17 protein-coding genes are annotated in these 22153 nt (G+C 38.5%); 1 reads left to right on the forward strand and 16 read right to left on the reverse strand.

Going from position 1 to position 22153, the window contains the following annotated elements:
• Positions 1-488: 488 nt before the first annotated feature.
• Both V7097_RS23225 and V7097_RS23230 read right to left on the reverse strand, forming a co-directional pair.
• Positions 489-650: a DUF3934 domain-containing protein gene (locus tag V7097_RS23225; protein WP_335706006.1), complete on the reverse strand. Its 162-nt coding sequence runs from the start codon at positions 648-650 to the stop codon at positions 489-491.
• Positions 651-1097: 447 nt separating this feature from the next.
• On the reverse strand, positions 1098-2063 hold the full coding sequence (locus V7097_RS23230; RefSeq protein WP_335706007.1) for a DMT family transporter: 966 nt from the start codon (positions 2061-2063) through the stop codon (positions 1098-1100).
• 142 nt (positions 2064-2205) lie between these two features.
• Between V7097_RS23230 and V7097_RS23235 the strand changes: the two genes are divergently transcribed.
• Entirely contained in the window at positions 2206-3090 is an 885-nt protein-coding gene (locus V7097_RS23235; protein WP_335706008.1) for a LysR family transcriptional regulator, read from the forward strand.
• Positions 3091-3223: 133 nt separating this feature from the next.
• Here V7097_RS23235 and V7097_RS23240 read toward each other — a convergent pair whose 3' ends face one another.
• The 14 genes from V7097_RS23240 to dapF form a co-directional block, all read right to left on the reverse strand.
• Positions 3224-7669, reverse strand: a complete 4446-nt coding sequence (locus V7097_RS23240) for a hypothetical protein (RefSeq protein ID WP_335706009.1) — start codon at positions 7667-7669, stop codon at positions 3224-3226.
• Positions 7647-8393 (reverse strand): DUF6063 family protein, encoded by a 747-nt coding sequence (locus V7097_RS23245; RefSeq protein WP_335706010.1) that lies wholly within the window; start codon positions 8391-8393, stop codon positions 7647-7649. The genes V7097_RS23240 and V7097_RS23245 overlap by 23 nt, the downstream gene beginning before the upstream one ends.
• Entirely contained in the window at positions 8394-9905 is a 1512-nt protein-coding gene (locus V7097_RS23250; protein ID WP_335706011.1) for a hypothetical protein, read from the reverse strand.
• Positions 9896-10969 carry a Wadjet anti-phage system protein JetD domain-containing protein gene (locus V7097_RS23255; protein ID WP_335706012.1) on the reverse strand — a complete coding sequence of 358 codons (1074 nt, stop codon included), beginning with the start codon at positions 10967-10969 and terminating at the stop codon, positions 9896-9898. The genes V7097_RS23250 and V7097_RS23255 overlap by 10 nt, the downstream gene beginning before the upstream one ends.
• A gap of 177 nt (positions 10970-11146) precedes the next feature.
• Positions 11147-12115 (reverse strand): sugar phosphate isomerase/epimerase family protein, encoded by a 969-nt coding sequence (locus tag V7097_RS23260; RefSeq protein WP_335706013.1) that lies wholly within the window; start codon positions 12113-12115, stop codon positions 11147-11149.
• Positions 12116-12377: 262 nt separating this feature from the next.
• Positions 12378-13421 (reverse strand): Gfo/Idh/MocA family protein, encoded by a 1044-nt coding sequence (locus V7097_RS23265; protein ID WP_335706014.1) that lies wholly within the window; start codon positions 13419-13421, stop codon positions 12378-12380.
• Positions 13422-13431: 10 nt separating this feature from the next.
• Positions 13432-14460 carry a Gfo/Idh/MocA family protein gene (locus V7097_RS23270; RefSeq protein WP_335706015.1) on the reverse strand — a complete coding sequence of 343 codons (1029 nt, stop codon included), beginning with the start codon at positions 14458-14460 and terminating at the stop codon, positions 13432-13434.
• A 22-nt stretch (positions 14461-14482) separates the two neighbouring features.
• Positions 14483-15208: a ThuA domain-containing protein gene (locus V7097_RS23275; RefSeq protein ID WP_335706016.1), complete on the reverse strand. Its 726-nt coding sequence runs from the start codon at positions 15206-15208 to the stop codon at positions 14483-14485.
• 20 nt (positions 15209-15228) lie between these two features.
• Positions 15229-15978 (reverse strand): response regulator transcription factor, encoded by a 750-nt coding sequence (locus V7097_RS23280; RefSeq protein WP_335706017.1) that lies wholly within the window; start codon positions 15976-15978, stop codon positions 15229-15231.
• Positions 15959-17770 (reverse strand): sensor histidine kinase, encoded by a 1812-nt coding sequence (locus tag V7097_RS23285; RefSeq protein WP_335706018.1) that lies wholly within the window; start codon positions 17768-17770, stop codon positions 15959-15961. Before V7097_RS23285 ends, V7097_RS23280 begins: the two co-directional genes overlap by 20 nt.
• Positions 17771-17888: 118 nt before the next feature.
• Positions 17889-19163 (reverse strand): ABC transporter substrate-binding protein, encoded by a 1275-nt coding sequence (locus V7097_RS23290; RefSeq protein WP_335706019.1) that lies wholly within the window; start codon positions 19161-19163, stop codon positions 17889-17891.
• Between the two features lie 56 nt (positions 19164-19219).
• Positions 19220-20047, reverse strand: a complete 828-nt coding sequence (locus V7097_RS23295) for a carbohydrate ABC transporter permease (RefSeq protein WP_335706020.1) — start codon at positions 20045-20047, stop codon at positions 19220-19222.
• Positions 20047-20988: a carbohydrate ABC transporter permease gene (locus V7097_RS23300; protein WP_335706021.1), complete on the reverse strand. Its 942-nt coding sequence runs from the start codon at positions 20986-20988 to the stop codon at positions 20047-20049. The genes V7097_RS23295 and V7097_RS23300 overlap by 1 nt, the downstream gene beginning before the upstream one ends.
• Before the next feature lie 308 nt (positions 20989-21296).
• Positions 21297-22151, reverse strand: a complete 855-nt coding sequence (gene dapF / locus V7097_RS23305; RefSeq protein ID WP_335706022.1) for a diaminopimelate epimerase — start codon at positions 22149-22151, stop codon at positions 21297-21299.
• Positions 22152-22153: the final 2 nt, after the last annotated feature.

The following is a 22153-nucleotide window of genomic DNA, read 5'->3' on the forward strand; positions in this document are numbered from 1 at the left end:
ACTAAACTGCTCCTTTAGTTTAATTAATTCTATGAAAAGAGCGTTAATCCTTTTGATCAACGCTTAAATAAGATGGGATATGTATTTATTTCTGCAAATCATACGTTAGCACTTAACCCCAATTTACTGGAGGGATGACTTTATCCCATTGTTGTGGAAGTAATCCAAAGGATTTAATAAGAGTATCTTGAAAAAGTCCTCTCCATCCCAGGTTTAGCCCGTAACATACCTGCAATAGTTCCAGAGATCTGAAGAAAAAGGCTGAATCATTTCCTCATAATCATTTTTCAATTTTCTTGTATCTACAATGAGATCACTATTTAATGTTTTTTTCATTCTGCAACCATCCTAATCTATTTACATTAATAAGACGAATGGTTGTAGCAAAATTATACTTTTTCATCCATTTTTTTAATTTCTTTTTCTTCGACTAATCCGCTCCGTTACTTGAATAAGAAAAAGCGAATCTCCTTTTTGGAAAAGTGACCTTAACTCTTGCTCGTTGGGTCATTTTCCACATTCGTTTTTTTCATACCTTTACTTATATAAGGTTTTGCACTCTTTTTTTTGTTTGCACTAGCTTGCCAACGATTCCAGCCCTTCTTGTCTGTTCCTCTCCCTGTTCCACCTTTTCCTTTAGCTTTACTCATAAAATCACCCCATTTTTATTCTAGGTTGAGTTACCTATCTGGTTAGTTTTATTCATTTTACTCAGTTTTAACCAAGCATATTGCAATAAATAATATCCTTCCAGTCACCCATACTATTATGTATCGTCTTTAAACTAACCTGCCCTTAGTTGAGAAGGATCAATAATATTGGTACTCAAAACTGTACTGAAATTGACAGAAGTTTTGGCTCTCTTTTTTAATTGTACAATACTTAGTGTCTATTATATAAAAATGATGCCAATTGCTATGTCAAAGTTTAAGAAGATCTGCAGAAACCTTGATAAATTAAGAAAAAAACGTATGTCAATTCATACGTCAATTCTTGTGTCATTTATTAAGAAAGCTTCCGAAAACGGAACCTTTTAGCAGCATGCTTGGCTTCTTTTTTATGTAAACGGAAGAATCCTCCGTTAATGTTAATCTTAGTTAGGATGCTCGCTCACGCAAATTCGGTTGAGCAACCGGCTTGTATTCTTTCTTTTGCCATCTTACAAATAGATTATTAGCCAATAGTGAAAGAATGATCAGGACAGTCCCTAGAATATCAAACATCGTAACATCATAGCCCTGATAAATCGAAACTACGAGTGTGGTGACAGGAACAAAATTTATAAATAAAAGGGCATTGATTGGTGATAAAATACTTACCCCAACGTTCCAACCTAGCAGTGCAATCAGACCTGGAAAAATAATCATGAACAGTAAATGTGGACCTGTTGCGATGATCACATCTTCGGTTGGGAATGATACATATCCAACCAGCGTCGCACCTGCTACAACCACACCCGCTGTAACCGTTCCAAGTAAACAGCTTAAGGTAGAATATCGCAAAACGGACCAACCGCTAAACTCGCTTCCTCCCATTGTGTAAATAACCCAACCAACAACGGCGATGAATATTAAAATAGAAGGAATCAAATTATCAGTAGCACTTAAAAATGATTGAATATCACCTTTTGTAATCACGAATACCGCACCGATCAATGACACGATTACACATGCTAATGTAAATGAATGAGGACGTTTTTTAAAAAACATCCAAACGATCACAATCGAAATCATCGGCATTAAAGACTCGTTAATGGATGCAACCATTACCCCAGGCTCACCCAATAAATCTTCTCCCCAGAAGATAAAAAGATTATAAACTGTAAAAGCCATTGTTCCAAAGAACCATAATTGCAGGCCTTTGCCTTCAAATCGAAACGCTTGTTTTCCTTCTTTCCAGAAAAGCATCGCAACTAAAATAATCGTTACAGCCCCGTAACGAATGATTGTAAAATAAAAAGGATCAATATGTGTAAAGGCTGCATGTGCAACAGGAAACATCGCTCCCCAAGAAACCGCAGCAATAAAACACAAAACAGCACCCCATAATACATTATTTCTCACTTTCCCTCATGCCTCCTTAAATGAATAGCAACCTTGATTATCTCCCCATTTTGATATCTTGTAAAATGAATTATAATGATTAACTACTATCATTTTTCGTGATATCATAACATTAGAGAATAATCACGGGGGAGGAATCACAGTGGAATTTAAAGACCTAGAAATTTTTCAGTTGGTTGCTGAAAAAGGGACCGTTACAGAAGCAGCAAAAGACTTGAAATACGTACAATCAAATATAACCTCTAGAATTCGTAAGCTAGAAGCTGAAATGAATACTCCGTTGTTTAATCGACATCGACGGGGTATGAGCCTAACACCAGAAGGAAAAAAACTATTAACCTATAGTCAAAAAATATTAGCATTAACAGAAGAAATGAAACAAGCTGTTCAAACCGACCAGGAACCATCAGGAAAATTAGAAATTGGTACAGTGGAAACCGTCATTCATTTACCTAAAATCCTATCAAGCTATGTAAAAAAATATAAAGATGTTGATCTATCTATATTTACTGGGGTCACAAATACATTAGTAGAGGACGTATTGCATCATAGGCTGGATGGTGCCTTTATTACCGAAACAAAGCCCCATCCAGACCTTGTGTCTCATGAAGTATTTCAAGAAGAACTCGTCCTCATTTCTGATAATCGTGTTTCCACTCTTGAAGAGTTAACAGAAGAACCTATTTTATGTTTTAGCAAAGGCTGCGGATATCGGGCACGTCTTGCAGAATGGTATAAAGATCAAAACCTTGCCCCCAAAAAAATAATGGAATTCGGTACATTAGAAACAATCTTGCGCAGTACTGCAATGGGACTTGGCATTGCATTCGTTCCAAAATCAGAGGTGAAACAACTGGAAAATAACGGTCTCATTCAATTTCATAAGCTACCAGAGCAATATAGTAAAATAAAAACGGTTTTCATAAGAAGAGCCGATACTTACCTAACACCAACCATCGAAAAATTTATCGAAACGATTGAATCTAGTAAACGGGAGAACCATGGGGACGGTTCTTGTGGTTCCTAACTTGCTTTCTCCTTGTTCTTATCGAAAAATAGAAAAAGGAGCCTGACCCAGATACGGTAATACTATACCGCACCAGGGGTCAGACCCCAGAATTGTACGTGGATGGGACAAGGGCCCCATCCCTCTGTCCCACTTATTGATAAATCCTAAAAGCCGGAACAATCGTATCCGAAACAATTTCTTTTCCTTTTTCGCGAATGAAGTCTAATTTATAATAGGCGTCAAATCGTTGGCTGATTTCCGTCTTCACCAGCTCTGGCGGAGTAACGACGATGAACTGGAACTTTAGTTTTTCAGCAACGGCGAAGATTGGATCAAGGACGTGTGCCGATGCCGCTTGTCCAAACGGATTATCACAGACCAACGGTACCCAGCTTTGGTCTGTTTCGCTTTTCACAGATAATAACATCATCATCATCACCATTCTGGCTGACAATTTTTGTCCTCCACTACCATCAGATTTCGTTCTAGAACCTTGATTAATAGTTTGCCAGGTTGAATAATGCTCCTTTTGTGGTTTCCCGTACATAAAGGCATTATCAGTTCGCATATTATAGACAAGAAGCTCTGGATATCGATTTCGAAGTGAGACAAATAAAATTTGCTCATCACTTATGAGCTCCTTTATTTCTTGGTCTAACGCACGATTATTGTCATCGATAATATCAAATTTCTTTGTAATTTTATTAATGGCTGCGACAAAATGCTGCTTTAGAAGTGGTTCGATCTCGTCCGCCTTTTTAGGTAGAATATCATCTTTTAACTGGACGAGTGGAAAAGTTCCTCGTTCATTTTTTAGTTTCATTTTCGCGATCATCGAACGAATCGCCTCTGAAATGCTCATCACTTTCATGCTGGCACGGCTTGCCCAAAAGCTTTGGGCCTTTTCAGCACGTTCTTTGTCACGTTCTAATTGCTCTAATCCACTTTGCGAAAAACGTTTCATGTTTTTCACGATGCTTTGAATATGGGCATAATGCCTTGTATCCAAATGGTCGAGTGTTGTTAACACTTCGTTTTTAAAACGTATTTCCCAATCCTTTCCTTCAATAGTAAGCTTTAAGTTTCTTAAGGATTGGTCAATTTTCGCATGCTTTTCTTGCCCATCTTCTTGAATAGCTTGATGTTCTTCACACCAGGATAAGATGCAGGTTTTTCCTTGAGTCCTGATTTTTTCCACATCTTGATCCGTGAAGACGGCCGCTTCTTCTTTTAGGATAACAGACAGAGTTAACAAATCTCCTTCATAACCCGCAATTAGCGTTTCTGTATCTTTTTGACGTTTCTCAACCTTCTTGATTTCCTCAATTGTTACTTTTGTTTGATCCTTGATTTCAATTTCCTTCACTTCTAAATCAAGATCTTCCCATTCCTCAGGCTGTTTATCATACTTTTTGACCTTTTTCCCTGCTTTGACACGTTGTTCTTTGGCGTGCTTTAAGGATGTTTCTGCTACTGTTACAGCAGTCCCTTGTTCCCGCTCTGCTTTTTCCGCCGTCCTTGCATCCTTTTGGGCAGTTTGCATCATATTTTCCAATATACTTAATGGTTCATCCGGTTCTGGAGCTTGTTTCCATTCCTCATTTTGGGCATTGAGTTTTTTCTCCAGTTTCATTTGCTGCTTTTGCTCGGCTTCTCTGGTCGCTTGAATAACGAGTAATTCATGGGCCTGTTCTTCTTTTGATTTCTGGAGTTGTTTAAGCTCTTCAATATTACCTTTTAGATCTTCTAGCAAATGTGGTGATAGGCGTGGTACCTCTTCGCATTCATCTGCTTTCTCATCAGCTGGAAACACCGCTTCACTAATAAAGGTAGCGATCTCTTTAATTGTTTGTTCGGTTGTAAGCTTCCATTCTACATATGTTTGGTTCCACTTGGTTTGGAGCTGGGCAATCTGTTGTTGCTTGTCACCTAGTTCTTGCTGCTCAAGATTTAAGGCTTCCTTTTGTTTTTCTTTCTCTATTTTCACCCGTTTATTTTCTTGATAGAGTGATTTTTCCTTTTCAAACTCCTCTAATACTTCCACATCTTTTCTAAGCTTTTCAATCTTTCCAGTTGTCTTTTCTAGCTGTTCCTTTAGCTGAAGCTGGATTTCTTTTTCCTTTGCTTCTTGTGTGATGACTTCCTGTAAGTTTGTTTTCTTAGTTAGTAGAGCATTTTGTTCTTGATGGAGCGCTTTTTCTATATCACTCGAAAGCTCCCCTGATAAAAATCGATCGATTTCTTGTAAAATGCGACGTAGTGATCCTTCTGTCTTTTCCATTTCACCAAGGGTGTCTTTCTTGTCTTCAATTTGTTTGGCGATTTGAATTTTCCATTTGGTAAACTGATTTTTATCTGTTAATAGCTCTTGCTCTGTCCCGTTAATGACCACAAACGATAATTGTTGTTTTTCACTGCTCATTTCCTCCCGAAGGAAAATTGGAACAGGGCTTTTAAACATTCTTCCTGAAAGGACCTGTGTATTAATTTTTTGCCATTGCTGGCCACTTACGACCAACCCATAAGGAAGGAGCGGATACGTTAAAGCAATGCTTTCCATCTCCTCTTTCGTTAAGGATTGTAGATATTGAGTTCCGTAAAACACATCAATACCAGTCTTTTCATCAATCCATTCCTTTAATTCTTTCACATCCTTATTCGGAATCCAGAAGGGTTCATCATTTAATGAATGGTCGATTTGTGTTTCCCATAGTTCTTTTTTTATTTGTTCGGCAAGATTACGGTTCTCGTCAAGTAATCCTTCTATTTGAATGGCATATTTCGATAATAACGAATGTGTAAATGGTGTCGTGATTTCATCTATTAATCCATAAAGCTTATCTACTAGTTTTGCTTCTTTATGGTCTTGCTCTTCTTTTGATGCTTTGAGTGCGTCACATTTTTCTTCTAAAAATTTTATCGCTTGGACTAGCGTACCATGTGTAGTGGCAAGACGATTTTGTGTTTCATTCGATTCTTTCTCTTTTGCCTCCAAGTCTTCTAATCTAGCCTTTTTGTCTTCGATTTGTTTAGAAATGTGACCCAACAAGCCCTGAAAGTCATACGTTAAACGGTCACCAAATTCTTGGATAAGCTCCGCTTCCTTAGACTCAAAGTTATGCATCTGGGTATAAAGAAAATCGATTTCCGTACTAAGCTTTGCTAATTCCTGTGTCTGTTTCTTATCCTGTCGAGAAAGTTCTTTTTCCTTTTTAGTTAAGAACTTTTGGTACCCAACATACTGTTTAACAGCTTCCTGGAGTGATTGATAGGACGATTCCCATTGCTTTAGGGCTTCCTGTTTGATTTCTTCCATTCGTTGATTCACTTGCTCTAAGCCACTGTTTTGTTCCAATTTCATAATTTGCTGTGACAGGGCACGAATGCTTTGTTCGTTTTCACTCCACTCTTTTAATAAGAGCTGAAAACTCAGTTGTTCCTTACGCTCCTGTTTCTCATTCACAATTTCCTGAAGGGAAGTGTGCTTCTCTTTTTCCGCATCTAATTTCTTTTCCCAGTCCATGACCTCTCGGTGAGCTTTGGCATACTCCAAATTTTCCTTTTGAAAGCGCAACTCTTCTTGCCTTACGGTTTGGTTCTCCATCTCTTTCGCTAATGTAAGCTGGGTTTCCTCTTCAATTTGCTTTACATGCTCCAACGCACCAAGTAGCTGTCTTCCAATCTTGATACTCGCACTAGCAATTTCTTTATGTTCGACTCCAATTGCAATATGCTCTTCAAATGGGACAATGTCTTCTAAAAACTCTTTATGGGCTTGCTCTCTTTTTAAAAGAACAGGAAGGTCCTTTGCAATACTAGCCTGGCTCTTAAAAATTTCCACAAGATCGTTTTTTTGGTGCTCGGTCCGATGCAAAACTTGACTAACAGTCGGAATAATTCGCTTTTGAAACAGGGAATGATCATCCTCAGCTCCCTCAAAGTATTTTCCAACCCCGCCTTCATCCTTATTGATTTCCTTCATAATATCCCAATCCTTACGGTTAATTCCGTATGTATCAAGGATGCGATAATGCTTCTTCGTATCCCGGTAGACATCATATCCATTCCACATTAAATAATCCTTCAGGCTCTCCGTTTCGGCTAGCTCATCATTTTCATAAAGTGGAATATGATCAAGGGCGGCTTCCTCTTTCCTGTCAAATTCCCTTGTATAAAAAGTAATATCAGGCAATATTTTCGCTTCTTGTTCCAGTGTTTTATTTTCATTTCCACTTTCATCGTTTATTGAGATTCGCTGTTCGGCTGAGAACATTCCACCTGTAATCAAATGACGATGATCGGCACCGTCCAATTCCCATTGAATGGCGACATGAAAGGTATAAGGAATAAATTGCTCTTTATTATTAAAGAAGAATTGTTGATAATAACGATTGTTTTGTTTTCCCCACGACGTTCCGGGCTTAAGGATTTGGAAAATCGTTTGTAGGAACACACCTTTTCCGCCGCCATTCATCATCGCAATCAAACCATTTGTTGAGGTCTCATCATTATGAAAATTGAAGGTGGTATCTTTATATTGTTTTTGCATGCCATCATATTTCAGGCCCGCAATTCTAATCGAAAAGATTTTCGGCATGCTCATCCTCCTCAGCTGTCATTAATTTCTTAAATACTTCATACCGATCGTAATCGTGATACAAGTATTCAATTCGCTCGAAAAGCTCACTCTTTGGAAACACCTTTGGTATATCATCTCGATCCAGAATGACGATTAGCCCCTCTGTTTCTAATAAGCGCATGCTACTTGCAATTAACCCTATTCTTGTTCGGCGATTTCCCTTTTTTAGCCCGTAATTCTCGGTGTCGACCTCCATGTACTTCCATGTGGTTACAACTTCCTTCATATCAATTCGTTCTTCTTCTCCGAAGGTAGGCTTAGATTTTAGAATGCTCTCCCAATTCACGATTAGATCATTCACTTGCCGCTCTAATGCATAGAAGCTAATTCCTTCACGTTTTGTACGAATTTTAGCAGCCTGGTTGCGGTCAATTGTTGCCAAAAATGCCATAATCACAATACTAATCAAATGAAAGTGTTTTTTCGTTTCAATTTGCTTGTGCTTATCCTTCATATGGGTGAAATTTGTTGCAAACACTGAACCGGTAGGCTGGACCACTAACTGAATGCGTTTCGGTGCTTCAATGATATAGGTACCAGATTCGTCTGCTAATAAGAGAACGGTCTGTCTTACTTCTGGCTCAAAATACGTTTGGAAGTGCTCACTGTTTTCATCAATAACCTTCTCTTTTAATAATGTAAAATAGACAGCGGACGCCTTTTTGACGATTTCTGCATCCATTTACTTCCCCTCCTCTACACAGATTTTAAATGGGGTAATTTTCATTTGATACCATTGGAAAGGCTCGGCACGATGCTCAAACTTTGTATAGATCTTCAATCCTTCAAACACTTGAAATTGAGGATATTCCATCATCAATTTATAAAGAAGAATTTCCCTCTCATCACTTAAGGTTTCTTCCTTTCGATAAAGCACTTGAACCTTAAGCGGTTTTTTATCAAACATCATCCATAAATCAATCGTTTCTGACTCTTCAAACCATAAATCCTGTACTTCAAGTGGCAGGTCCTTTAAATCAGTTAACGAAAACTCTCCATATGTTTGTAAATATTGAAACACGTAACTCCATGCCGAAATAACCGAATCCCAGTCCGTTACCCGCTTCGCAGTCACATTTTCTTCTTCCTCATCTTCAATTAATTCATCATCTGATTCAATTCCATCGAATTCTTGTTCTCCCCAAACCCAATCAAGGGGCAAAATAAATTCATTTTTCGGTGAAAATAATGGCGACAATATCTGTTCAACGGTTGTAAAAGAAGTAACTCCTTCTTTCATAATCCAATCTTCATAAAAATGTTCCCGAAATGAAACCAAACTATTTTCCCAAAACAATGATGGGTTTTCTACCTTTAATTTCATCTCATATGAAATATTTTGGATCACAAGCTTTGCAAAGCGATCATGTAACTGCCTTGTATGACCAATTTTTTCTTGAAGAAGAATCAATTCCTTTTGGATAAAATCATCTTCATCATTGGTTCGTTTCGATTTTTCAATCATGCTCGTGATGGTGCGAAAGTGATTTTTTTCTTCTTCAAATTGCTTTTCAATCTCAACACGATTGTCTGCCCTTTGCCATTCCTCTTCAATCAATAAAATTTTTGGATTGTTGATCATTTCCTTTTGAAAGGAGAATTCGTTTGCCATTAAGCGGTTGACCCGTGATATGAGGTGATCGAGGTTTCGAGTAGCTTTTCTGAAGTTACCGTTTTTGATTAACTGAATACTATAGAGCTGTTCAATCGTGATCGAAAATTCCTCAGCCATTTCCCTGCTCATAAAAATCATTTCCTGAGCGACATCGGTCAGCTTATAGACAACCTGGCCACCCATCTCTAAATTCGTATATAACTCATCCATTGTGACATAGCGAAAGACTTGAGTCTCCCACGACTGCCTAATTTCGTCGTAATATAGGGCTTCAAACGGTTGACTAAATTCTTCTTTTCCCTGGTACAAAAGCCCACTTGTAATCCGTTCTATTTGCTTCTCATCTGCTAATAGTTTCATTTGTTTGATTGAATCATCAACCATATACTTAATATCTGTTTTGCGTCTATTATCATCATCATTTAATTCTCGGTAAAAGATGGTGATTAATACATGCATGAGAATCGTTTGGATATGAGGCTTTAGCTCTCCAACTTCCATTCCCCTCCCAAGCTCAAACAGAGGATTTAACCGTTGCATGCGCTGGGCAAACCCTTCCCATGATTCGTTCACATCCATCTCCTCCATGTTTCGATTGTTAAGACTTCTTGAGGGATTCGCATATTTTCCTGCCACAAATCCATAAGTATTGCTTGCTCAGGCTCCGTAAACCATTGAAAAAAGGAGTCACGGTAGGTGATATTTTGTGTTTGTCCACGTTTTTGCGTATTCTTTTGTTCCACACATTCAAGCATTTTGCGATAAATCTTTAAGGCAGGCTGAATACTGCAATCTTGGTATTTTTCAATCAGTCTGACCATAATTCCGTATCCCGCAGCATCTAAATCTCCTGCGTAATAGAAAAGATAGTTTTTAGCCGGAAACATTCGGAAGAAAAAAGAAAAGCTCCGTTCAATCTTTGTCCCTTCGCCATAAATAATCAACTCAGGCTCATAATCTAATTTCTCTGCCTCCAATAACTGTATGGAGGTATGAAAGAATGATAGATTTTCGACAATCAGGATTCTCTGAATATCGTTCATCTCTACCCCTTGTTTCATCCAAAACACAAATGGTTCGCCGTAGTGCACCATTTTCAGCTGTTCTTCTGCTACTCCTATTCTAGCTAAAAAGCCACTTCCTTCAGGAAAGCTTTCACTATCTAGCAAGAATTTTTCATAGCCAAAGAGCTCAAGGCTTCTTTCTTCAACTGACACGATTTCCCGTTCCTGACTGGATTGAAGAAAATGGTATAGCTTCTGGATTCGTGCCCATTCCTCTTTCGTCTGCCATTCCGGATGACGTTCATAAAAGGAAAAATCAAATGTATCACTTATCTTCATCATCTCAAGACGATCCCACTGATCCTCCTGAACCTTTATATTTACCCAATAAAATAGTGGAAGTGCAGGTGACCTTCCGTTGTATTGTTTATTTTGAATTGGAGTCAATTGTCCTTCAGCTTGTAGGTTTTGAATCGCAGAATAAAATAAAGCATACCCGTCCATTTCAAAATAATCGTCGATTATCCTTCGCAACTGAAGCTCTAACTCATTTATATTAATCTTCTTTTTTTGTTTAGGGTGCTGAATATCTGTAATAAACCCTCTCACCCGTGTTTCAATAACATCGATTGGACTCACCTACTTACATATTCGTGGATTCATAGGAAACTAATCCATTTTTAACTCTTTTAATTATAAACTAGTCGGGTGCTTAGCGGTAAATGAAATCTTTCTTACAATTAATTGAAAAAGCGCCTGACCCCCGGTACGGTAATACTTTACCGTACTAGGGGCCAGGCACCAGAATTTACTTTTTTACACCCACCACATATTCCCTGGTACTTCCTCAAGCAAGACTGACTTTAAATTTCGGACAGCTCGATTAAATCCTTCTTCAATAGACATGATTGGATCCTCATGCTCAATACTTACAACATAATCATATCCATATGTTCGTAGTGCACTCATCATATCTGACCATTCTTGTAAACTATGTCCACAGCCCACAGAACGGAACGACCATGCTCTCGTTTGAACCTCACCATATGGCTGCATGTCTGTTAGCCCATACATGTTGACGTTGTCTTGATCAATATACGTATCCTTCGCATGGAAATGATGGATTGCATTTGCCTTACCTAGGATTTTGATTGCCGCTACAGGATCAATTCCTTGCCACCATAAATGACTTGGGTCGAGGTTCGCGCCAATTGCATCACATGTTTCCTCTCGCAATTTAAGAAGGGTATAAGGCGTGTGAACTAAAAACCCACCATGAAGCTCTAGCCCGATCTTCACGTTATGATCTTTGGCAAATTGTCCCCATTCCTTCCAATACGGAATTAATTTTTCCTCCCATTGCCATTTTAAAACATCACTATACTCATTTGGCCATGGAGCAACCGGCCAGTTTGGAAATTTCGCACCTTCATGGTCTCCTGCAGTGCCTGAAAAACAGTTCACAACTGGAACACCTAGTAAGCTAGCAAGCTGAATTGTTTTCACCAAAGCCTGATGTGACTCCTCGGCAAACGATTTATCAGGTGAAATGGGATTTCCATGACAACTAAACGCGCTTATTTGTAATCCACGCGATGCCACTTTTTCCATATATTCGTTTCGTTTTTCTTCACTTTCTAACAATGCGTCAAGGTCGCAATGGGCATTTCCTGGATATGCACCAGTTCCAATTTCTACTGCGTGTAATCCAGAAGCTGCTACATAATCGAGCATATCTTCAAAGCTCTTTTCTGAAAATAAAACGGTAAATACTCCTAGTTTCATTATTCGGTTCCCTCCCGTTATAATATCAAATGCGCCTTGGCGTATTTGCGCCCGATTTTTTTCGAGTTTGCTCGAAAAACTACCTCTGAAAAATCGTGGCATCCGCCGGAGGCTTTAGGCCCACACGAAGTGGGTCACTCAGACGTTGTCACAGGATGTGACGATCTTAGTCTGAGTTCCTTAATTTCAGTCATGGTTTGAACCTCCACTGAAGTGGGTACGCTTTTTGCATTCATTCCCCATTTATCGAAGTAGGGGACTTCTACTGAATAAAGTTAATGCTTGCTCCTGTTTCACTACTTTTATAAATCGCATCGATGATTTTGGATACTTGTAAGGCTTGCTCTGGTTTCACTATAAGTTCATCTAATCCTAGACAGCTATCAACAAAGTTTTTCGCTTGTGGTAGATCGGCGGAGTCTTCACCGGGTACCCAGTTCGCAACTGTATTTAATAGCATGCCATGCTTCGCTTGATTCAGTTGAAGTGGAAAGAGATCGATTCCACCCTTAAGCCCCGAAATGCTAACTCCTTCCTCATCCTTCGGAATATTTGCTGACCATGATGTTTCAAATAGCATTGAAGCACCGTTTTGAAATTTAATATAGGCAGTCACATGGTCATCCACATTGAAGGTTTCCGAATCAAAGCTGCCCCACTGATTGACTTGGTTCGGAATTTTACTGAGGCGGTTATAGGCTGTACCCATTACCTCCACAGGCTCTGGATTTCCTAGTAGCCATAAGGATAGGTCTAAGAAATGACAGCCCCAATCGATCAGGGTTCCTCCGCCTTGCAGGTCCTTGTTGGTAAATACGCCCCAGCCTGGAACCTTACGTCTTCTCAATGCTTTTACCCTTGCAACGATTGGTTCACCAATTTCATTTTCTAAAACTAATTTTTTTGCAGCTTGTGAGTCTTTTAGAAAACGATAATGATAGGCAATCGCCAACACTTTGCCTGATCTGTTGGCAGCATCAACCATTGCCTGACTTTCTTCTGTTGATATGGCCATTGGTTTTTCACATAAAACATGAACGCCTGCTTCGAGTGCAGCTATCGAAATTTCCGCATGAAACTTATTCGGTGTACAAACAACGACAGCGTCAATCTCAGCAAACATTTCGTGATAGTTTGTATAGATCTTTGAAATTTGGAATTTTTCTGCAACAGTTTTTGCGATTTCTTCATTCACATCACAAATGGCTTCAATTGTGACATGCTCAGATAATTGTTGGAATGCTGGGATATGTCGTGCTTGTGCGATTCCACCAGCACCTATTATTCCAATTCGCAGTTTACTCATGTTTTACACCTCAGTTGATAGTCATAATCTTCTTTGTCTCTTTTGATTCAAGTGCTGACAAAATCACCTGTAACGATTTCATTCCTTCTTCCCCTGGTACAGGTGGAGTTGTGTCGGTAACAATCGATTGGACAAAATGAGAAATAACCTGTGAATTTGTTTGCCCACCATTTTCATTTGTTTGAATACCGCCTAATTCACATTTCACAACCTCGCCATTTTTATATTGAATAACGAGGTTATTAACAGGATCATCCTCGAGACGTAATATCGCCTTTTCTCCATAAATAATCGTTGAGTTATCCTCCTTTGAAACATAGGACCAGCTCGCAGCCAATGTTCCAATAATTCCAGATTCTGTTCGTAAAATACAAACCGCTGAATCATCTACATCTGCGTTTTCCTTTGCACTTGTTTCAATGAACGCCCCAACCTCGACAAACTCTTCCCCTAACAAGAAACGTAACAAGTCTGTTTTATGGACACCAAGATCACCCATTGCCCCTATAAAGGCTTCGTTCTTCTTGAAAAACCAGCTTTCCTTTCCGTCCACACTCCATCCTTCCGGCCCACCATGTCCAAAGGCAGTTCGGAAACTATAAATTTTTCCTAGTACACCATCTTCAATCATCTGTCTTGCCTTTTGATGAGAGGCTACAAATCGCTGATTATGCCCAATCATCAGCTTCTTGTTAGATTTCTTCGCTGCTTCAATCATATTCAACGCTTCTTCCTTAGAAGTAGCCATTGGTTTTTCACAAAGCACATGCTTTCCTGCTTCCAATGCTGCAATCGAGATTGGCGCATGCAAATAGTTTGGTGTACAAACACTAACTGCTTCAACCTCAGTATTTGCAAGAAGCTCTTCATAGCTTGTATATGCTTTTACTCCATATTCACTCGCGACCTTATTTACTCGTTCCTCGACAATATCACAGACTGCAACAATCTCTACATTATCGTTCATCGCATATTCAGGTAAATGACGGTGCTGGGCGATACTCCCGCAACCAATCACAGCAATTTTCACTTTACTCATTCGTGTATTCCTCCCTATGTATTTATTTACTTGCTTTAATTTCTTCAAGTGGTTTCGCATTCCCATAAATAGGCTTTGGTAGTTTAGTAGGCTTTGCCCATTTGACTGCATTACGAATCACTTGTTGAATGTCCTTATGATAGTAGGTTGGGTATGTCTCATGCCCTGGGCGGAAATAAAAAATTTTCCCTTTTCCTCTTTGATACGTACACCCACTTCGAAATACCTCTCCACCTTCAAACCAACTCACCATTAACAGCTGGTCAGGTGCTGGGATATCAAAATGCTCCCCATACATTTCTTCTTTTTCAAGCTCGATATATTCATCAAGCCCTTCCACAATCGGATGACTTGGGTCAACAATCCAAATTCTTTCTTTTTCATCCGCTTCTCGCCATTTTAAATCACAGGATGTTCCCATCAAGACTTTAAAAATTTTCGAGAAGTGACCTGAATGAAGAACAATTAGCCCCATCCCGTCAAGAACCCGTTGCTTCACCTTTTCAACAATCTCATCACTTACCTCATGATGGGCAAGATGCCCCCACCACACTAAAACATCTGTCTGAGCTAGAACATCATCTGTTAAGCCGTGTTCTGGCTCATCAAGGGTTGCTGTTCTAACCTGGATCTGCTCTTCCTTCAAAAAACCCGCGATCGCCCCATGAATGCCTTCCGGGTATACCTCTCGTACAATCGGATCCTTCTGCTCATGGCGATTTTCATTCCAAACTGTAACTTGTAGCATCGATTCGTCCTCCAATTTGATCATTTTACCTTCAGTTTCATATTTCGATATTCATTCGGTCTTACCCCAATTAACTTTTTAAATAGCTTACTAAAGTATTTCTCATTCTGATATCCGACATGATTAGCAATCTCGTATATTTTCAAATGTGGATTTTCTAATAATTCTTTTGCTTTTTCCATCCGAATTTTCATTACATAATCAGTAATCGTATCATCAAATTCTTGCTTGAATTTCCTTGAAATATACTCCCTGCTAAAGAAGAAACGGTCAGCTATTTCTTGTAGATTGATTTCCTTCTGATAATTTTGTCTAACGAATTCTTCAATCAAATGGATTCCTGTTTTCTCTTTTTGATATGTATTCGGAGTGACCAATGTCCTTTGATGAAGGGCCTGCTCCTTCCATTCGTTTACAGCCTTTTCTAATGTTTCATTAAGCACGTCTGGCTCAATCGGCTTTAATAAATAATCAAAGCTTTTATAAAAAATGGCATTCCTCATGTATTCAAAATCATCGTAACCGCTTACGACAATTGTTTTACTCAAAATCCCGGACTTGCTTATCCACTTCAAAAGACTGATTCCATCTTTTTTTGGCATTCTCATATCGGTAAAAATGATCTCTGGCTGATGCTCCGAAATGATTTTCACAGCCTCTTCCCCGTCTTTCGCCTCAAAAATCGTATCAATCCCGAATTTTTTCCACTCTGCTAGTAAGAGAAGTCCTTCACGCACATGCTTTTCATCATCAATAATAATGGCTTTCATAATCGGCACCTTTCACATCAATCGGAAGTCTCATGGTAACTAATAGACCACCTTCCTCATTATTTTGAAGTTGTAAAGCTGCTTGGTCATGATAATAAAGCTTTAATCTAGAATACACATTCTTGAGTCCAATATTGGTTCCCTCGCCCAAACCCGTTTCACTATGAAAATACGAAAAGATTTCTTGAAGTCTTTCTTCAGTTACACCCGTGCCATTGTCCTTTACGGCAATGTGTAGCTCATTTTGTTCGACTGTACATGTTATCGTGATGCTACCAGTTTCTGTCCGATCATCAAATCCATGCTTGAAATAGTTCTCAATGATAGGCTGCAGGATCATTTTTGGGACCTTCACAAATTGAGCATTTTCATCAACATCAATGATGAATTCTAATTGCTCTCCAAATCTTTCTTTCTGTAAAAGAAGAAACGCCTTTATATAATTTATTTCTTTAATCAGTGGAATTATGTCTTCGTCCATATTCATTCCGTATCTCATAATCTTCGAAAGCTGAGTAATCAACGAATAAATTTGTGGTACATTGTTTTTAAGCGCAAGTGTACCTATAGATTGAAGTGCATTGTATAAAAAATGTGGATTAATTTGTGATTGAAGTACACGTAATTGATTGGTTTTGTTTTCTAGTTCCAGCTTATATTCCTTATTAATAAGATGATTAATTTTTTCAATCATTTGCTTAAAGCGATTCCCTAACACCCCAATTTCATCCTCACCTAGTGGTTGAAAATTCACATCCATGTTCCCTTCTTCAACCTGATGGATATTGTGTAGAAGGATGCGAATCGGTGACGTTATTTTAAAGGAGACGAATAAAGTCGCTAGCACAACTAAAATTAATCCAACGACCCCAAACAAGATGTTAATAATCGCTACATTATTAACACTTTCATATAGAGTGGTATACGGAATTCTCTTTACTAACATCCAGTTCCCTGAAATCTCTGGGAGTTTATTAAAGACCATGACACCATTAAATGAATCATCACTCCACTCCATTGTCCCCTGTTCCTCATTTGTATGGACTAATGTGTCAATCCACGCTTTGTGATCTGCCTTTTCCTTTTGTTTGGATTGATAGATAAAATCTCCTTCAGCTGAAACGATATAAAATTCCTCATTTTCTTCGTTATATAGATTTTCACTTAATTCAAGGATTTTATCTGGTGTAATTTCCAATGTGACAAAAGCAAGAACATCATTAGACGGTGAATTGATAAAAGAACGATGAATCGATAATACTGTTTTCGGCCGTTTGACAGTTACAATATTGTCCAAATTCTTTTGCATATGTATAGGTTCAATATACATATTACCCGGGCTATTTTTGGCTTTTTCGAAGACCTCTTCGTTACCATTCCCTACCTTGTTTGCAAATACGACCGCTGATTGCTTTGAGATGGAGATAATTCGGTTATCATTTGAAAAAGTAATATAGACCCGTTCAATATTTTCCTCCGCATATAAAATCGTTTGCAAAACATCCTTCAGCGTATCCAAGGTCGGATAATGATTTTCCTTATAAGATGACCTTAAATAACTGACAATATCAGGATTATTATAGAGGGAGAGCGATAATCCATTAAGCTCTCGGATATAGCTCGTAAGATTTTCCTTGCCTTGATATAAGAGACTCTTATTCTCTTGAACGACTTGATCCTTTAAAGATTCTTTAATATGAAAATATGTAATTGCAATTGACGTTCCAAACGGCACGATTGTTGTTACCAGCAATAACACAATCAGTCTATTCCGAATACTCTTCTTAAACAAAAGGGCATCTCCCCCTAAATATATACATTAATAGTATAAAATAGAAAGCACGTCTAGTATAGACATGCTTTCTACAAAAAAGGGAGTAATCACTGAAAAACTGCCTAGCGATTATCGATTACTTCAGGTTATCCCATGTCTCTTGGAAACGAGCTAATAATTCATCGTAATCAATTTTTCCTGCTGCATATTCTTGGATAGCTGCTGCTTTCTCCATATTTGCACCATCTGGCCATCTAAACCAAGTCCAAGGAACTGTTTTGTCATCCTTAGAGTATTCCAGAATTGATAGACCAAGATCACCTAATCCTGTCGGTTCGATGTTATCGAATGCAGGGATGAACGCGAATTCTTCTGTAATAAAACGTTTACCAGTTTCTGAAGACACCATCCAATTTAAGAAATCCTTTGCTTCTTGTAGATTCTTTGAATTTTTATTAAGAACCCAGTTATTTGGTACGCCTACTGGTAGACGATTTGCTGCTGCTTCATCATCAGTCATTGCAATCGGAAGGAAGCCCATGTTGATTTCAGGATTAATTTCATAAATCATGTTTTCTGTCCAGTTCCCTTGTTGTAGCATGGCCGTTTCACCAGATGCAAATAAGGTAACTTGAGTATTATAATCGGTTGTAAGTGGATTATCATTTGCATATTCTAACTCTAAATCTAAAACATTCTTAAAATCTTCAAAATGCTTATTACCGACAATTTTTTCTGTTCCAGCATAAAGACCTTCGATAAATTTAACAGGATCATCCTGTTGGGCAAATGGAATATTCAATAAATGTTGACCAATTACCCACCATTCTCCATAACCAGCTGAGAAAGGAACAATCCCTGCTGTTTTAAGCTTTACTGCAGCTTCTTCTAGCTCTGAGAATGTTTTTGGAGCTTCTGTAATGCCAGCTTTTTCAAATAAATCCTTGTTATACACAAAGCCATAGCCTTCTAAGTTAACAGGCATACCATATAGCTTACCATCTGTATCTGTCATTGGAACTTTACCGATTGGTAACACATGCTCTACCCATGGCTCATCTGAAAGATCCGCTAAGCGCTCTTTCCAAAGCTCTAGCTCCTTAAATCCACCATTGTTAAAAATATCGGGCTCATCGCCTGAAGCAAATTTTGCTTTTAACGCAGCACCATAATCAGCACCACCACCAACTGTTTCAAGCTTAATCTTGATGTTTGGATGTTCTTTCTCATACTCATCAATCATCGCTTGTAGCTGATCTGCAATCTCAACCTTGAACTGCATCAGGTTTAGAGTAACGGTCTCCCCATCTTTTCCTCCTTCGCCCTTACCAGTTGTCTTCTCCTTATCCGAACAAGCGCCAAGGATAGTTAAAAACAAAGCCATTGTTAACAAAAGCAATTTGCGTTTCATTAACTTGTTTCCCCCTTTATCATGTAAATTTTTATATTATACAAAAACGTATAACCCTATTTGATAGAACCTGAAGCAATTCCCTTAATAATATGTCTTTGTAAAAACAAGAAGAAGATGATGATCGGTGTGATACCGAGAACAAGCGCTGCTAATCCCATATCCCATTGTTTTGTATACTGAGCAAAGAAAGAGCTTGTTGCTAATGGAATGGTTCGCAGCTCTGCATCTGTCAACACAAGTAAAGGCAATAAGTAATCATTCCAAATCCATAATGTGTTTAAAATAATCACCGTCACAGTTATTGGCTTTAATAATGGAAAAACAATTCTCCAAAAGACGCCAAACTGCGAACAACCATCTATTCTTGCTGCTTCCTCAATTTCAACTGGTACTGTCTTCACAAATCCGTGAAAAAGGAATAAGGACAGTGGTACGCCAAACCCAAAATACATAATCACAATCCCTGGAATACTATTGACGATTCCTAGCATCCCACCGAGCTTCATTAATGGTATCATGACAGACTGGAAGGGAATTACCATCGCTGCGACAAAAAAGATAAACAAGAAGTTACTAAACCTTCCACCGGTTCTGACCAATTTCCACGCTGCCATCGAACTAATCACGACAATTCCAATATTACTGGCAACTGTAATAATCAATGAATTCCAAAACGCTCTTGGAAAATGAATAATGTCCCATACCTTCACAAAATTCGTAAATAGAAGCTCCTTTGGCCATGCAGCCGCATCTATTAAAATCTCAGAAAAAGCTTTCATAGAATTAATGATGACAAAGTAAAATGGGATGAGAAAAATGATACCTAGCACAATCCCGAAAATCTCTAAAAGAAAGGTCTTTTTTGTGTATCTTCGGTTCATTATGCCTCAACCTCCTTTTTCTTCGTCATCACAACTTGAACAGTCGTAAAGATTGCCACAATCACAAAGAACAAGACAGCTTTAGCGGTACCTAGACCGAAATTATTATACTGAAATGCTTCCCGATAAATATTAATCGCAACAGACTCTGTTGAGTTGAACGGTCCCCCGTTTGTCAACGAGATATTAATGTCGAAAATCTTAAATGCCATCGAGATTGTTAAAAAGAAACAAATCGTAAACGCTGGTAAAATTAACGGCATAATAATCTTCGTTAATACATCCCAATTCGAAGCCCCGTCAATTCTAGCAGCCTCAATATAGGATTGCTCCACTCCCTGCAAAGCAGCGATATAAATTATCATCATATAACCAGCCGTTTGCCAAGCAAATACAATGACAATTCCCCAAAAGGCAGTAGCTTCATCACCTAACCATGCAAGCTTAAATATCCCAATATCGGTATATTTCCCTACCGAAGCAAACCCCTTCACAAAGATGAACTGCCAGATAAATCCGAGCAATAGTCCACCAATTACATTTGGCATAAAAAAGACCGTTCGTAAAATATTCTTTGTCTTCAATGCGCCATTTAGCAATAACGCTAATCCAAAACCTATTAAATTACTAATGATAACAGCTGCAAACATAAACCTCGTGGTAAACCAGAAGGAATTGAAAAACTTTGCATCGTTTGTAAAAATCTTTTTATAATTCTCAAATCCAATCCATTCCACCGCTGAGCTAATCCCATTCCAGGATGTAAATGAATAATAGATCCCCATTATGAAAGGGATAATTTGAATCATCACAAAAAACAAAAGTGCAGGTCCAACAAAAGCAGCATAAGTTAACACGCTTTTCCACTTTATTTTTCGTTTCGGCTTGAGCTCTCGTTTTCGACTCAGCTGTACTTCATTTACCGCAGTCTTCGTCTCCATTTACACCACCCCCTCTTTGAAACCGTTTTCTTTTATTATAACCGCTCGAAAATCAGAATACAGGAAACAAAATTGACTGATAGGGGTACGATATTGACTTAATGGTGACTTTTGGACTATTAAAAAGAACCACAGGGACGGTCCCTATGGTTCCTTGACTTGTTTTTTATGAAGCTTCAGCTTCTCTCATAGTTTCAACTTCAACTGCAGAGTATGCTATATCAGTAAATTATTTATTATTTCCAGTAAAAATGAGAGGCTTAAGCTTATGATAGGAAAAGAAAAAAAGCGTAAAGAATGAAACTAATTTATCTTGATAAAATTGCCTGCACATTTATTTCACCGTGGCAAATATATGCTGCCTCTCCCTTTTGCCAGATATGATTGTTTTCATCCCAGGTCACCTCTAGGTCACCTCCAGGAAGGTGAACAGTTACTGGCCGGTGTTTTGCTAGTTTCCCATTTAAAATTGAAGCTACAACAGCAGCACATGCACCGGTGGCACACGCCATGGTGATTCCAGATCCTCTCTCCCACACTCTATAATCAATTTCCCCACCATCTTTCACATGGACGATTCCGACATTCACTCGTTCAGGAAAAAGCTCTGAGTGCTCAATAAGCGGTCCTACTTTCTCAAGCGGAAAAGCATTTACATCATCTACAAAGATGATTGCATGTGGATTTCCCATTGAAACGCATGTTAGATGATATTCTTTACCGTCAAACGTAAACGGCATATTAATCGTAGTTGAAAGAGGATCTCCCTTCATCGGGATCATGCACTTACGCAATTTTGGCTCTCCCATATCAACTGCAACAAGATCATCGCTTGTTTGAACAGTCACATCGACGATCCCACCAAGAGTTTCAATCGAGAACTTGTTTTTTTCAACCAGTGAATGATCGACAAGGAATTTTCCAACACATCGCAGCCCATTCCCACAGTTTTTTCCTTCTGAGCCGTCCGCATTAAAAATTCTCATCCGAAAATCGGCAATTTCTGAAGGCAAGATCAGGATCATCCCATCAGAGCCAATCCCGAAGTTAACATCTGAAACAGCTTTTGCAAGAGCGGTAAGTTCCTGTTCCTTTAATGAGAACTCTAATAAATTAATATAGATATAATTATTGCCCAAGCCATGCATTTTCGTAAATAACATGA

The organism is Bacillus sp. JJ1562 (genome assembly GCF_036962705.1).
Lineage (GTDB): Bacteria > Bacillota > Bacilli > Bacillales > Bacillaceae_L > Ferdinandcohnia.

What these genes read in the sequence shown, in the direction of transcription:
- V7097_RS23245 (WP_335706010.1), bottom strand. Translation starts at nt 8,393, where the DNA reads ATGGATGCAGAAATCGTCAAAAAGGCGTCCGCTGTCTATTTTACATTA.
- V7097_RS23260 (WP_335706013.1), bottom strand. Translation starts at nt 12,115, where the DNA reads ATGAAACTAGGAGTATTTACCGTTTTATTTTCAGAAAAGAGCTTTGAA.
- V7097_RS23225 (WP_335706006.1), bottom strand. Translation starts at nt 650, where the DNA reads ATGAGTAAAGCTAAAGGAAAAGGTGGAACAGGGAGAGGAACAGACAAG.
- V7097_RS23275 (WP_335706016.1), bottom strand. Translation starts at nt 15,208, where the DNA reads ATGCTACAAGTTACAGTTTGGAATGAAAATCGCCATGAGCAGAAGGAT.
- V7097_RS23250 (WP_335706011.1), bottom strand. Translation starts at nt 9,905, where the DNA reads ATGGATGTGAACGAATCATGGGAAGGGTTTGCCCAGCGCATGCAACGG.
- V7097_RS23240 (WP_335706009.1), bottom strand. Translation starts at nt 7,669, where the DNA reads ATGCCGAAAATCTTTTCGATTAGAATTGCGGGCCTGAAATATGATGGC.
- V7097_RS23280 (WP_335706017.1), bottom strand. Translation starts at nt 15,978, where the DNA reads ATGAAAGCCATTATTATTGATGATGAAAAGCATGTGCGTGAAGGACTT.
- V7097_RS23300 (WP_335706021.1), bottom strand. Translation starts at nt 20,988, where the DNA reads ATGGAGACGAAGACTGCGGTAAATGAAGTACAGCTGAGTCGAAAACGA.
- V7097_RS23265 (WP_335706014.1), bottom strand. Translation starts at nt 13,421, where the DNA reads ATGAGTAAACTGCGAATTGGAATAATAGGTGCTGGTGGAATCGCACAA.
- V7097_RS23270 (WP_335706015.1), bottom strand. Translation starts at nt 14,460, where the DNA reads ATGAGTAAAGTGAAAATTGCTGTGATTGGTTGCGGGAGTATCGCCCAG.
- dapF (WP_335706022.1), bottom strand. Translation starts at nt 22,151, where the DNA reads ATGTTATTTACGAAAATGCATGGCTTGGGCAATAATTATATCTATATT.
- V7097_RS23290 (WP_335706019.1), bottom strand. Translation starts at nt 19,163, where the DNA reads ATGAAACGCAAATTGCTTTTGTTAACAATGGCTTTGTTTTTAACTATC.
- V7097_RS23295 (WP_335706020.1), bottom strand. Translation starts at nt 20,047, where the DNA reads ATGAACCGAAGATACACAAAAAAGACCTTTCTTTTAGAGATTTTCGGG.